12 protein-coding genes and 1 tRNA gene are annotated in these 13142 nt (G+C 70.0%); 5 read left to right on the top strand and 8 right to left on the bottom strand.

Going from position 1 to position 13142, the window contains the following annotated elements:
• Nucleotides 1–944, bottom strand: a 944-nt coding sequence (locus tag AB7U92_RS09580; protein WP_428575972.1) for a cupin domain-containing protein, incomplete at its 3' end; no start/stop codon positions are given.
• 36 nt (nt 945–980) lie between these two features.
• On the opposite strand from AB7U92_RS09580, the gene AB7U92_RS09585 reads away from it, so the two are divergent.
• Nucleotides 981–1502: an FKBP-type peptidyl-prolyl cis-trans isomerase gene (locus AB7U92_RS09585; RefSeq protein ID WP_428575961.1), complete on the top strand. Its 522-nt coding sequence runs from the start codon at nt 981–983 to the stop codon at nt 1500–1502.
• A gap of 24 nt (nt 1503–1526) precedes the next feature.
• Here AB7U92_RS09585 and dut read toward each other — a convergent pair whose 3' ends face one another.
• The 3 genes from dut to lepB are packed head-to-tail and all read right to left on the bottom strand — an operon-like array spanning nt 1527 to nt 3990.
• A complete protein-coding gene (gene dut, locus AB7U92_RS09590) occupies nt 1527–1976 on the bottom strand; it encodes a dUTP diphosphatase (RefSeq protein WP_428575962.1) in 450 nt (149 codons plus the stop codon).
• Nucleotides 1973–3205: a bifunctional phosphopantothenoylcysteine decarboxylase/phosphopantothenate--cysteine ligase CoaBC gene (coaBC, locus tag AB7U92_RS09595; RefSeq protein ID WP_428575963.1), complete on the bottom strand. Its 1233-nt coding sequence runs from the start codon at nt 3203–3205 to the stop codon at nt 1973–1975. The genes dut and coaBC overlap by 4 nt, the downstream gene beginning before the upstream one ends.
• Complete coding sequence (lepB, locus tag AB7U92_RS09600) at nt 3190–3990, bottom strand: signal peptidase I (RefSeq protein ID WP_428575964.1); 801 nt, start codon at nt 3988–3990, stop codon at nt 3190–3192. Before lepB ends, coaBC begins: the two co-directional genes overlap by 16 nt.
• 188 nt (nt 3991–4178) lie before the next feature.
• Between lepB and AB7U92_RS09605 the strand changes: the two genes are divergently transcribed.
• Both AB7U92_RS09605 and AB7U92_RS09610 read left to right on the top strand, forming a co-directional pair.
• On the top strand, nt 4179–5444 hold the full coding sequence (locus tag AB7U92_RS09605; protein WP_428575965.1) for a cation:proton antiporter: 1266 nt from the start codon (nt 4179–4181) through the stop codon (nt 5442–5444).
• 4 nt (nt 5445–5448) lie between these two features.
• Nucleotides 5449–6567 carry a YbdK family carboxylate-amine ligase gene (locus tag AB7U92_RS09610; protein ID WP_428575966.1) on the top strand — a complete coding sequence of 373 codons (1119 nt, stop codon included), beginning with the start codon at nt 5449–5451 and terminating at the stop codon, nt 6565–6567.
• On the opposite strand, the gene AB7U92_RS09615 is transcribed toward AB7U92_RS09610, so the two are convergent.
• Nucleotides 6564–7091 (bottom strand): GNAT family N-acetyltransferase, encoded by a 528-nt coding sequence (locus tag AB7U92_RS09615; RefSeq protein ID WP_428575967.1) that lies wholly within the window; start codon nt 7089–7091, stop codon nt 6564–6566. The genes AB7U92_RS09610 and AB7U92_RS09615 overlap by 4 nt on opposite strands.
• Before the next feature lie 48 nt (nt 7092–7139).
• Here AB7U92_RS09615 and AB7U92_RS09620 point away from each other — a divergent pair, with 48 nt between their 5' ends.
• Nucleotides 7140–7922 (top strand): ChaN family lipoprotein, encoded by a 783-nt coding sequence (locus AB7U92_RS09620; RefSeq protein WP_428575968.1) that lies wholly within the window; start codon nt 7140–7142, stop codon nt 7920–7922.
• A gap of 5 nt (nt 7923–7927) precedes the next feature.
• Here the strand turns inward: AB7U92_RS09620 and alaS are convergent, their stop codons facing one another.
• On the bottom strand, nt 7928–10555 hold the full coding sequence (gene alaS, locus AB7U92_RS09625; protein WP_428575969.1) for an alanine--tRNA ligase: 2628 nt from the start codon (nt 10553–10555) through the stop codon (nt 7928–7930).
• A gap of 79 nt (nt 10556–10634) precedes the next feature.
• Between alaS and AB7U92_RS09630 the strand changes: the two genes are divergently transcribed.
• On the top strand, nt 10635–12113 hold the full coding sequence (locus AB7U92_RS09630; protein WP_428575970.1) for an NAD-dependent succinate-semialdehyde dehydrogenase: 1479 nt from the start codon (nt 10635–10637) through the stop codon (nt 12111–12113).
• A gap of 6 nt (nt 12114–12119) precedes the next feature.
• Here the strand turns inward: AB7U92_RS09630 and AB7U92_RS09635 are convergent, their stop codons facing one another.
• Both AB7U92_RS09635 and AB7U92_RS09640 read right to left on the bottom strand, forming a co-directional pair.
• Nucleotides 12120–12986, bottom strand: a complete 867-nt coding sequence (locus tag AB7U92_RS09635) for a diguanylate cyclase domain-containing protein (protein ID WP_428575971.1) — start codon at nt 12984–12986, stop codon at nt 12120–12122.
• 62 nt (nt 12987–13048) lie between these two features.
• Nucleotides 13049–13122, bottom strand: a tRNA-Gly gene (locus AB7U92_RS09640).
• Between the last annotated feature and the right edge of the window lie 20 nt (nt 13123–13142).

Below are 13142 nucleotides of genomic sequence, written 5' to 3' on the forward strand. Positions count from 1 at the left end.
CGATCGAGCAGCCAGCGCGTGCGACGGACCAGCCGCACGCCGCAGCCTGCGGGCAGCGGCGCGCCGGCGTCGAACCACACCCCCGGCTTGGGTTCGCTGAGCACCTCACCGAGAGCGACCTCGAAGCCGCCCTGCCCCTCCTGCCAGCGGCGCAGCCCGTCCAGTGCGAAAGCCTGCAGCGCCTCGGGGATGCGGCCGGGCTCGCGCGTGGCCTGCTGCGTGGGGTCGCGGTAGATGCGGTCTTCGTCCGGCGCCTCGTCGGCATCGAGGGCGCGCTGCAGCAGTTCGCGCGCCAGTTCCTGCTGCCCCGCGGAGCGGAAGCCGATCGAGCAGGTCATGCACTCGCCCTCGGCGATGCCGTCGTGGGCCCAGCGCGGCGGCAGGTAGAGCATGTCGCCGGGTTCGAGCCGCCACTCCTGCTCGGGCTCGAAGTTGGTCAGGATCTTCAGCGGCACGCCCGGCTGCAGCTCGGGGTGCGGCAGGCGCCCGATTCGCCAGCGCCGCACGCCATGGATCTGCAGCAGGAAGACGTCGTACGAGTCGAAGTGCGGGCCGACGCCGCCGCCGTCGGTGGCATAGGACACCATCACGTCGTCGAGCCGCGCATCGGGCACGAAGCGGAAGCGCTCGAGCATCTGCCGGGCACGCTCCAGATGAAGGTCAAGGCCCTGCACCAGCAGGCTCCATTGCCCCTGCGACATCGGCGGCAGCGAACGGCGCGGCAGCGGGCCGTGGCGCAGCGTCCAGTCGCGCCCGCGTCGCACGATCAGGCGCGACTCGACGTCATCGTCGGCGGCCAGCGCGAACAACTCGCTGCGGGCCACGAAAGGCTTGTCCATCGGCAAAGCCTGCCGCACGAGAAGCGGCTTCTTGTGCCAGTGGCGGCGCATGAACGCCTCGGGTGAAAGTCCGCCGAGCAAGGGCGTCGGCGCGGTGATGTCGATCGGGCTCATGGGGTCGATTGTGCGATCATCGGCCGCATGCTCATCACCTCTCCATGCGTCGTCTCCTTGACCTGGCGGCTTGAAGACACCCAGGGCAACCTGATCGACGAACTGGCCGAGCCGCTGGAGTTCTTCTTCGGCGGCGACGACCTGCTGGAGAAGGTTGAAGAGGCCCTGCTGGAGCAGGAACCCGGCTTCACGACGAAGCTTCACCTCGAGCCCGAGCACGCCTTCGGCGACTACGACTCGGCGCTGGTGTTCTTCGAGTCGCGCGCGGTCCTGCCCGAAGGCGTGGAGGTGGGCATGCAGTTCGATGGGCCGCCGCCCGGCTCGAGCACGCCCGACATGCCCACCGATGCGATCTACACCGTGACCGAGGTCTACCCCGAGCACGTGGTGCTCGACGGCAACCACCCGCTGGCCGGCATGGCGCTGCGCCTGGACCTGACCGTTCGCGACGTGCGCGAGGCGACCGAAGACGAGATCGAGGCCGGCTCGGTGGGCTCGTCGGCCTTCACGGTGATGAACACCGCGCCGCCGGGCTCGCCACTGCACTGAACCCGCAGCGCCGCGCCGCTGGCCTCAGTGCTTGCCGGTGGAGCCGAAGCCGCCCTCGCCTCGCTCCGACGCACCGAACTCGTCGACGCGGCGGAATGCCGCCTGCACCACCGGCACGATCACCAGTTGCGCGATGCGCTCCATCGGATTGATCGTGAACGCCGCCTGGCCGCGGTTCCAGCAGCTCACCATCAGCGGCCCCTGGTAGTCGGAATCGATCAGCCCGACGAGGTTGCCGAGCACGATGCCGTGCTTGTGACCCAGCCCCGAGCGCGGCAGGATCATCGCGGCCAGCCCCGGGTCACCGATGTGGATGGCGATGCCGGTGGGGATCAGTTGCGACTGCCCCGGCTCGAGCACCAGCGGCGCATCGAGGCAGGCACGCAGGTCGAGGCCGGCGCTGCCGGGTGTCGCGTAGGCAGGCAGTTGCTCGGCCATGCGGGCATCGAGCACCTTCAGATCGATGGTGGTCATGTGGTCTGGGTGGCAAGGCGCGCGGCGATCTCGGCCACGAGCGCGCGTGCGAGGGTGAGCTTGTCTGCACGTGGCAGTTCGCGGTGGCCGGCGGCGTCGACCAGCGTCAGCGCGTTGTCGTCCTGGCCGAAGGTGGCCGGGCCGAGGTTGCCCACGATCAACGGCACCTTCTTGCGTTCGAGCTTCTCGCGGGCGTGCTTGAGCAGGTCGTGGCTCTCGGCGGCGAAGCCCACGCAGTAGGGCCGATCCGGCAGCCGCGCGACGGCGGCCAGGATGTCGGGGTTCTCGGTCAGTTCGAAGCTCGGCGCGAGCTTCTTGCCGTCCTTCTTGATCTTGTGCTCGGACAGCGTGGCCGGTCGCCAGTCGGCCACCGCGGCGGTGGCCACGAAGACGTCGTGGCGGGGCGCGGCGGGCAGCACCGCATCGTGCATCTGCTGTGCGGTACGCACGTCGATGCGGCGCACGTGGCGCGGCGTGGGCAGATGCACCGGACCGGCCACCAGCGTGACCTCGGCGCCGGCCTCGGACGCAGCGCGCGCGATCGCGAAGCCCATCTTGCCGCTGGACAGGTTGGTGATGCCGCGCACCGGGTCGATCGGCTCGAAGGTCGGCCCGGCGGTGATCAGCACGCGCTTTCCGATCAGCGCCTTGGGCCGGAAGAAGGCGATCAGTTCCTCGAGCAGTTCCTGCGGCTCGAGCATGCGGCCGTCACCCACTTCGCCGCAGGCCTGGTCGCCCGCGCCGGGGCCGAGCACGGTGGCACCGTCGGCGCGCAGCTGCGCGAAGTTGCGCTGCGTGGCCGGGTGCGCCCACATCTCGCGGTTCATCGCGGGCGCCACCAGCAGCGGGCAGCGCTCGATCGGTCGCGCCAGGCACAGAAGGCTGAGCAGGTCGTCGGCGCGGCCGTGCAGCAGCTTGGCGACGAAGTCGGCGCTGGCCGGCGCCACCAGCACCGCATCGGCCTCGCGGGTGAGGTTGATGTGCGCCATGTTGTTGGGCGCGCGCGGATCCCACTGGCTCGTGTAGACCTCGCGGTTGGACAGCGCCTGCAGCGTCACCGGGGTGATGAAGTGCTGCGCAGCCTCGGTCATCACCACCTGCACGGTGGCGCCTTCCTTGGCCAGCGCGCGCACGAGCTCGGCCGCCTTGTAGCAGGCGATGCCGCCGGACAGCCCCAGCACGATGTGCCGGCCGGAGAGTTGGCCCTTCGTCGTCACAACGGCGTCCATGAGCGCGACCAGTCGGAGAAGTTGAACAGCACCCGCACCGCCTTGCCGTAGACCTGCTCGTGCGGCAGGAAGCCCCAGGCGCGGGAGTCCATCGAATTGTCACGGTTGTCGCCGAGCATCAGGTACTGTCCCGCCGGCACCGTGCAGCGCCAGGCCCCGGCACGCTGCTGCTTGCAGTGCTCGGCCATCCCGTCGATGGGCACGCGCCCCTGCAGGAACGGATTGACCTTGATCTCGTGCGCATGCCCGCCGACCGATTCGCGCAGGAGCCACTGTCCGCGGTCCTCGTCGGCCACGCCCTGGCCCACGCCTTCGCTGAGCAGCGTCACCTGGGCCGGCTCGTCGCCGAGCCGCACGACGCCGTTCTCGAAGTGCACCACGTCGCCCGGCAGGCCGACGAGGCGCTTGACGTAGAACTGCGAGACGTCGGGCGGAAAGCGGAACACCACCACGTCGCCGCGCTGCGGCTGGCCGAACTCGATGGCGGTGTTGGTGAACGGCAGCCGCGGCCCGTACGCGAGGTGATTGACCAGCAGGTAGTCGCCCACGCGCAGGGTCGGCTCCATCGAGCCCGACGGCACCTTGGGCCAATCGGCCAGCGCCACGCGGCAGGTGAACATCAATGCGACGACGACGAACAGCTCGGCGCCAAGGTGCACCCACCAGGGCTTCTTCGCCGGCTCGTGGCCGAGGCGGCGCAGCTTCAGCCGCCATGCCAGCCACGCCGCGCCGGTGGCCAGCGTGGCAAGGAAAAGCATCTCGTTGATGGAAAAGCCGATCTGCATGCGTCGTGGCGTCGGGCCAGGCAGGGAGCCGCGCATTATTCATCAGCGCGATGGCGCGCCGCCCGCGCGCCGGGACCCGCATACATTTGTGCAAAGATACTTGGTTTAACCGCGGAAATTCCCCCGCTCCGTGCGGGGAACCGTGGGTCATTTGCGAAACACGATCCTGACAGTACAGTCCGCAGCCCATGCCCGAACTCTTCGCCTCGCAAGCCGCCCTGCCCGCCTCCGCCGCGTCGGCGCCGCTGTGGACGCTCGACGGCCTGCGTGCGGCCGACCCGGTGCTCGGCCTGGCCTTGCTGATGCTTGTGGCGGTGTTGCTGGCCGAGACCCTGCATCGCACCTGGCGGCTGCCGCGCATCGTCGGGCACATGATCACCGGTGCCGTCGCCGGCCCGGTGATGCTGCGCCTGTTCGAAGGACTCGACCTCGACCCCTGGAAGCCGCTGATCGACCTGGCCATCGGCGCGCTGCTGTTCGAGCTCGGCACGCGCATCCGACCGCGCTGGCTGCTCGACAACCGCTGGCTGGCGCTGAGCTGCCTGCTCCAGGCCTTGCTGACCGGGCTGTTCGTCACCGTGGTGCTGGGCTGGCTCGGCGCGCCCTGGCTGACCGCCGCGGTGGCCGGCACGGTGGCGGCATCGACGTCGCCGGTGATCGTGCTGGCCGTCGCGCACGAGGCGCGGGCACGCGGCCAGGTCACCGAACGGCTGCTGATGATGGCCGCCTTCAACGCCGTGGTGGCGGTGATCGGGCTGAAGGTGCTGCGCATCATCTTCGCCTCCGACGCCGGCACGCCGGCGGAAGAGTTCACCCGCGCCTCGATCAGCGCGCTGCGGGTCATCAGCGGCTCCTTCCTGCTCGGCGTGGCCTGCGGCTTCGCGATGGATCGCCTCAGCCCGCTGGTGCGCGGCACGCCGGCGATGCCGGTGATGCAGATCGCGCTGGTGATCATCGCCAGCATGCTGGCCGCGCAGTGGACGCTTTCGCCGCTGCTCGCGCTGCTGGTGGCCGGCATGACGGCGCGCGCGCGCATGAAGCATGCGCTGACCGTCGAGCCGCACCTCGGCTCGGCCGGTGCCGTGCTCAACGTGCTGCTGTTCATCTGCCTCGGGCTGCTGTTCACCCTGGACGGGCTGGCCACGCTGTGGCCGTGGGTGATCGTCATCGTGCTGGCCCGCGCGGCCGGCACCGCGGTGGCGATCGGCGGCCTGGCGCGCCTGAGCGGCCTGAGCCTGAAGCAGGCCGCCGGCCTGACGCTGGCCCTGCAGCCGATGAGCAGCCTGGCCGTGCTGCTGGCCGCCGATACCTTCGGCTGGAGTTCGCAGCTGCCGGGCACGCACACGCCCACCATCCAGGCCCTGCTGCTGGCCACCACGCTGATGCAGGTGACCGGCCCGATCTGGACCCAGCTTTCGCTGCGCCACCTGGCGCGCGAGACCAACGACGCCTGAGCCCATGCCTCTTCAGTCATTCACCGTCTCCGAGCCGCTGACCCTGGGCGTCGAGCTCGAGCTGCAGCTCGTCAGCACGCACGACTTCGATCTCGCCCCGCAGGCCGAGGACCTTCTGCGCGTGCTGAAGAACCACACCGGCACCTGGGACGTGAAGCCGGAGATCACGCGCAGCATGATCGAGATCGGCACCTCGATCCAGCGCCAGCATGCAGTGCTGCTGGCCGAGCTGCGCGACCTGCGCGACCAGCTCTCGCGCGGCGCGCGCAAGCTCAACATCGGCATCGCCGGCGGCGGCACGCACGCCTACCAGCACTGGAGCGAGCAGAAGATCTTTCCCGGCGAGCGCTTCCACTACATCAGCGAGCTGTACGGCTACCTCGCCAAGCAGTTCACCGTGTTCGGCCAGCACGTGCACGTGGGCTGCGAGGACGGCGACCGCGCGCTGTGGCTGCTGCACGCGCTGAGCCGCTACGTGCCGCACTTCATCGCGCTGTCGGCCTCGTCGCCCTACGTGCAGGGCGTGGACACCGGCTTCGATTCCGCACGCCTGAACTCCGTGTTCGCCTTCCCGCTGTCCGGCCGCGCGCCCTTCTGCCTATCGTGGCAGGAGTTCGAGAAGTTCTTCGACAAGATGACCAGCACCGGCGTGGTCAACTCGATGAAGGACTTCTACTGGGACATCCGGCCCAAGCCCGAGTACGGCACGATCGAGCTGCGCGTGTGCGACACGCCGCTGACGGTGGAAAAGGCCGCCGCGCTGGCCTGCTACCTGCAGTGCATCTGCCGCTACCTGCGCGAGACCCAACCCTTCGAGCCGGCGGAGGACGACTACCTCGTCTACACCTTCAACCGATTCCAGGCCTGCCGCTTCGGCCTGGACGGCGAGATCGTCGACCCGAAGACCAAGGAACGCCACCGCCTGCGCGACGACATCCTGCGCACGCTCGCGCGCATCGACGAGCACGCGCTCGACCTGCAGGCGCTGGATGCCTCGAACCTCATCCGCGAGAGCCTGTTCGCCGGCAACGACGCCCAGTGGTTGCGACAGCTGCACGGCAGCGGCCGGCCGCTGTCGGCGGTGGTCGAGGGCGCGGCACAGCGCTGGATGGGCGTCGCCTAGTCGCGCAGCAGCACCGGCGGGTTCGGGTGCAGCCGGGCCATCGCGTAGACATCGTCGTAGCGGCCGTCGCGCAGCGCATAGGCGCGATGCGTGCCTTCGATCTCGAAGCCGAACTTGCGGTACAGCGCGATCGCCGGTGCGTTGTCGGTGAAGACCGTCAGTTCCAGGCGCAGCGCCCCGGCCCAGCGGTCGGCGTAGTCGCACATCGCCGCCATCAGGGCACTGCCGACGCCGCGGCGCTGGGCGGCGGGAGCCACCGAGATGCCGAGCATCCAGGCGTGGCGCCGGCGCAGCGGCACGCCGGCCGGGTGCAGGCCGCTCGTACCGACCACCTCGCCGTCGAGCTCGGCGCACAGCAGCAGATCGGTCTTGCCCGGTGCGCCCGACTCCGACAGCCGGGCCTGCCAGAGTTCTTCCGACGGCAGGGGCAGCTGCAGCAGGTTGCCGTAGACCTGCGGATCGGCCATCAGCCTGGCGTAGGCGGGGGCATCGCGCGGCGTGGCGCGGCGGACGTTGAGGGTCATCGGGAACGTGCCTCCTGTGCCTGTCTGCGCCTATCGTATGCTGGGCCGGTGAAGTGCTCCCTCCCCTGGTTCCTCGGCCCGCTGCTCGCGATGGGCGGTTGCGCCAGCCCGGCGCCGCCGCTGCCCGACACCCCGGTGCTGATCTTCGGCGAGCAGCACGACCAGCCCGACCACCAGCGCCAGGTCGCCCAGGCCGTGAAGCGGCTGGCCGCGGACGGCCGGCTCGCGGCCTTGGTGATCGAGATGGCCGAGCGTGGCCGCAGCACCGCCGGCATGCCGCGTGACGCCGATGCGGCCAGTGTGCGCGGGGCGCTGGCCTGGTCGGGCTGGGAGTGGCCCGTCTACGAGGGCGTGGTGATGAGCGCGGTGCGCGCCGGCGTTCCCGTGCTGGGGGGCAACCTGCCGCGCTCGAAGCTGCGCGAAACCATGGCCGACGCGAGCCGCGAGACCCTCGTCGAGGCGCCCGTCCGCGAGAAGCTGGCCAAGGCGGTGCGCGTAGGCCACTGCGGCCTGCTGCCAGCCGCGCAGGAACCGGGCATGGTGCGCGTGCAGATCGCCCGTGACCAGGCCATGGCCGAGACGGTGGCCGGCGCCCTGCAGCCGGGGCGGCAGGTGCTGCTGCTGACCGGCGCGCAGCACGCCTCGCGCGACCGCGGCGTGCCGTTGCACCTGGCGCTGAGCCACGGTGCGCCGCGTGTGCACGTGGTCGTGTTCGGCGAGCAGGAATTCGGTCTGGCGGCCGACGAACTGCGGCCGGCGCGGCGCACACCGCGGCCCGATCCGTGCGAAGGCCTGGCGGAACGGCTTCGCAAGCCCGCGAAGCCCTCCTGATCAGATCAGGCCCGCTCGGCCACCCAGCCCTGCACCGAGGCCAGCGCCGCACCCAGCCTGGCGGGCTCGGTACCGCCGGCCATCGCCATGTCGGGCTTGCCGCCGCCCTTGCCGCCCACCTGCTGGGCGACGAAGTTGACCAGCTCGCCGGCCTTGACCTTGCCCGTCGAATCGGCGGTGACGCCGGCGGCGATCTGCACCTTGCCGCCTTCGACGGTGGCGAGCACGATGGCGGCGGTCTTGAGCTTGTCCTTGAGCTTGTCGAGCGTCTCGCGCAGCGCCTTGGCGTCGGCGCCGTCGAGCTGCGCGGCCAGCACCTTCAGGCCCTTCACGTCGACCGCCTTGCCAACCAGCTCGTCGCCCTGCGAGGACGCCAGCTTGCCCTTCAGCGCGGCCAGTTCCTTCTCGAGCGACTTCACCTGGTCGAGCACCTGCGCCAGGCGCGCAGGCACCTCGGCCGGGGCTGCCTTGAGCGTGCCGGCGATGGCGTTGACCGTGCCTTCCAGCGACTGCAGGTAGGCCAGCGCGTTGTCGCCGGTCACCGCCTCGACGCGGCGCACGCCGGCGGCCACGCCGCTCTCGGCGACGATCTTGAAGACGCCGATGTCGCCGGTGCGCTGCACGTGCGTGCCGCCGCACAGCTCGCGGCTGCTGCCGATGTCGAGCACGCGCACCTCGTCGCCGTACTTCTCGCCGAACAGCATCATCGCGCCGGACTTCTGCGCCTCGTCGATGCCCATCACGCGCGCCTGCGTGGCGGCGTTGGCGAGGATCTCGGCGTTGACGAGCGCCTCCACGCGGGCGATCTGTTCTTCCGTCATCGGCGCGTTGTGGGCGAAGTCGAAGCGCGTGCGCTCCGCATTCACCAGCGAGCCCTTCTGCTGCACGTGGCCGCCGAGCACCTCGCGCAGCGCCTTGTGCATCAGGTGCGTGACGCTGTGGTTGCGCATGGTCCTGGCGCGCTTCTCGCCGTCGACGCGGGCGATGAAGACATCGCCGATCTCCACCTCGCCCTCGACGATGCGACCGCTGTGGCCGTGCACGCTGGCCTGCACCTTGATCGTGTCTTCCACGATCACGCGCGAGCGGGCATTGCGCAGTTCGCCGGTGTCGCCCACCTGGCCGCCGCTCTCGGCATAGAACGGCGTGTGGTCGAGCACGATCACCACGTCGTCGCCGGCACGTGCTTTCGTGACGGGCGTGCCGTCCACGTACAGCGCCGTCACCTTGCTGTGCTCGCACACCAGGTGCTCATACCCGTGGAAGGCGGTGGCCGCACCGTCGTACTCCAGGCCGGCGGCCATCTTGAACTTGCCGGCGGCGCGCGCCTGCTCGCGCTGGCGGTTCATCGCCGCCTCGAAGCCGGCGGAATCGACCGTCACGCCGCGCTCGCGGCAGACGTCGGCGGTCAGGTCGAGCGGGAAGCCGTAGGTGTCGTGCAGCTTGAAGGCGGTCTCGCCGTCGATCTGCTTCGCGCCGCCGGCCAGAGCCGCTTCCAGGATCTCCATGCCGTTGGCGATGGTCTGGAAGAAGCGTTCCTCCTCCTGCTTCAGCACCTCGGTCACGCGCAGCTTCTCGCGCTTGAGCTCGGGGTAGGCCTCGCCCATCTCGTCGACCAGCGGCGCCACCAGCGCGTGGAAGAAGGGCTTGCGCGCACCGAGCTTGTAGCCGTGGCGGATGGCGCGGCGGGCGATGCGGCGCAACACGTAGCCGCGGCCCTCGTTGCCCGGGATCACGCCGTCGGTGATGGTGAAGGTGCAGGCGCGGATGTGGTCGGCGATGACCTTGAGCGACGGCGAATCCTTGTCGCAGCCGCCGGCGCCGGCCGCGTCCACGGCCGACTTGGCTGCCGCCAGCAGGTTCACGAACAGATCGATCTCGTAGTTCGAGTGCACGTGCTGCAGCACCGCCGCGATGCGCTCCAGGCCCATGCCGGTGTCCACGCTCGGCTTGGGCAGCTTGTGCATCACGCCCGCTTCGTCGCGGTTGAACTGCATGAACACGTTGTTCCAGATCTCGATGTAGCGGTCGCCGTCTTCCTCGGGCGAGCCCGGCGGGCCACCGGGGATCTCGGGGCCGTGGTCGTAGAAGATCTCGGTGCACGGGCCGCAGGGGCCGGTGTCGCCCATCATCCAGAAGTTGTCGGACGCGTAGCGCGCACCCTTGTTGTCGCCGATGCGCACGATGCGCTCGGCCGGCACACCGACCACTTCATTCCAGATCTGATAGGCCTCGTCGTCCTCGGCGTAGACGGTGACCCAGAGCTTCTCCTTGGGCAGCTTGAACACCTCGGTCAGCAGCTCCCAGGCGTAGCTGATCGCGTCCTTCTTGAAGTAGTCGCCGAAGCTGAAGTTGCCCAGCATCTCGAAGAAGGTGTGGTGCCGCGCGGTGTAGCCCACGTTCTCGAGGTCGTTGTGCTTGCCGCCGGCGCGGATGCATTTCTGCGAGGTCGTCGCGCGGTTGTAGGGCCGCTTGTCGAAGCCGAGGAAGACGTCCTTGAATTGGTTCATCCCGGCGTTGGTGAACAGCAGCGTCGGGTCGTCGCCCGGGATCACCGGGCTGGAGGCCACGATCGCATGGCCCTTGGACTCGAAGAACTTCAGGAACGCTTGGCGGATGTCGGCGGCTTTCATGACCCGGAATTCTACCGGGGGGCCCCTGCGCCTTCGGCCCGTCGCAGTAAAGTGGCGGGCTGCACCTGGAGACCGCACCATGGACATGAAGACCTCGCCGCTGGCCACGCTGGCCGACGCCTCGCTGCTGAAGACGAACGCCTTGATCAATGGCGAATGGGTGGCCGGCAGCGGCCGCTTCGACGTGCACGACCCGGCCACCGGACAGAAGCTCGCCGACGTGGCCAACCTCGGCCCCGCCGAGACGGAGGCCGCCCTGGCCGCCGCCAACAAGGCCTGGCCGGCCTGGCGCGGCGAGACGGCCAAGGAGCGCGCCGCCATCCTGATGAAGTGGTTCGCGTTGCTGCACCAGCATGCCGACGACCTGGCCCGCATCATGACCGCCGAGCAGGGCAAGCCGCTGGCCGAGGCCAAGGGCGAAGTCGGCTACGGCGCGAGCTTCCTGGAGTGGTTCGCCGAGGAGGCCAAGCGCATCTACGGCGAGACCATCCCCACCACCGACGGCAACAAGCGCTATCTCGTCATCAAGCAGGCGATGGGCGTGTGCGCGGCGATCACGCCGTGGAACTTCCCGATCGCGATGATCACCCGCAAGGTCGCGCCGGCGCTGGCCGCCGGCTGCCCGGTGGTGATCAAGCCGGCCGAGCAGACGCCGCTGTCGGCGCTGGCGGTCGCCGAGCTCGCGCTGCGCGCCGGCATGCCGGCCGGCGTGCTCAACGTGATCACCGCCGACGGCGACAACTCCATCGCGGTCGGCAAGGTGCTGTGCGCCAGCGACATCGTGCGCCACCTCTCGTTCACGGGCTCCACCGAGGTCGGGCGCATCCTCGCTGCGCAGTGCGCGCCGACGATCAAGAAGCTCAGCCTGGAGCTCGGCGGCAACGCGCCCTTCATCGTCTTCGACGACGCCGACATCGACAGCGCCGTCGAGGGCGCGATGGTCAGCAAGTACCGCAACGCCGGCCAGACCTGCGTGTGCGCCAACCGCCTGTACGTGCAGGACGGCGTGTACGACGCCTTCGTCGCCAAGCTGGCAGAGAAGGCCAAGGGCATCAAGGTCGGCAGCGGCTTCGAGCCTGGCGTGAACCAGGGCCCGCTGATCGACGACCAGGCGATCGGCAAGGTGGAACGCCACGTGGCCGATGCGGTGAGCAAGGGCGCCAAGGTGGTCGTCGGCGGCACGAAGATCGGCGAGCGCTTCTACACGCCGACGGTGCTGGCCAACGTCACCGGCGACATGCTGTGCGCGAAGGAGGAGACCTTCGGTCCGGTGGCGCCGGTGTTCCGCTTCAAGACCGAGGCCGAGGCCATCGAGATGGCCAACGCCACCGAGTTCGGCCTGGCCAGCTACTTCTACAGCCGCGACGTGGGCCGCATCTTCCGCGTCGGCGAGGCGCTGGAGTACGGCATGGTGGGCATCAACACCGGCCTGATCTCGACGGCGGAAGTGCCCTTCGGCGGCGTGAAGCAGTCGGGCCTCGGGCGCGAAGGCTCGCACCACGGCATCGACGACTACGTCGAGATCAAGTACCTCTGCCTGGGCGATATCCTGAAGTGAACCGACTCAGCCGTCGTTGGCCGCCGCGCCGGTGAGGCGGCCTTCGGCGGGCGCTGCCGCAGCCAGCGCCGACGCGCGGGCCAGCAGCGCTTCCGGCTGTGCGCCGTCGCGCAGGTGCAGCGCGATGCCCAGCGCCGCCGACACCGATGCGTCCTGCCCCGCCACCTGGAAGGGCTTGCGCAACTGGGTGAGCAGCTTGGCGCCGACATGCGCGGCGTCACCGGGCGCCAGCAGCGCGGCCAGCAGCACCGCGTAGCAGTCGTCGCCCAGCGAGGCGACGACGTCGCTGGCGCGCACGCCGGCGCGCAGCCGCACGGCGATCTTGCGGCGCAGCACGTTGGCCGCCTCGCGGCCCAGCCGCGCCGCAGCGGTCTCGATGCCTTCGATGCGCAGCACCAGGATCGCCATCGGCGCCGGTTGGCGCTCGCGCAGGGCGATGAGGTGGCTCATGTGCTCGACCAGCTGCTGGCGGTGCGGCAGCCCGGTGGCCAGGTCGGTGGCATAGGCCTGGCGCGCCTCGCGCTCGATGCGGCGGCGCTCCACCGCCACGCGCAGCCGCGCGCCGAAGCCGGGCGAGCGCAGGTCGTGCGGGCCGGCCACGTCGGCCGCACCCTGGCGCAGCCAGCCGAGCAGCGGCGTGGCGTCCTCGCCTTCGGCCACCACCACCAGCGCGGTGGCCGCGGCGTGGGCGGGTAGGTCGGCCAGGCTGGTGTGCTGCGGCAGCAGCAGTGCGTCGAAGTCGCCGGCGTCGAAGGCGGCGCCCTCGGCCAGGGCGATGACATCGAAGGGCCCGGCGGGCGACACCATGAGCGACGCCTGTACCGCATCGACCAGCGGCTGGGGTACTCCCACGCGCAGCATCTCGAGGCTCATCGCCCGCCCTCCTCCGGCACATGTGACAGAGGGCCCTGGCGGGCCCTCTGCGTCACGATTCCTGGAGCGGGTGAAGGGAATCGAACCCTCGTATGAAGCTTGGGAAGCTGCCGTTCTACCATTGAACTACACCCGCACTGCGCGCTAGTTTAGCGC

Source organism: Piscinibacter sp. (assembly GCF_050175855.1).
Lineage (GTDB): Bacteria > Pseudomonadota > Gammaproteobacteria > Burkholderiales > Burkholderiaceae_C > Piscinibacter.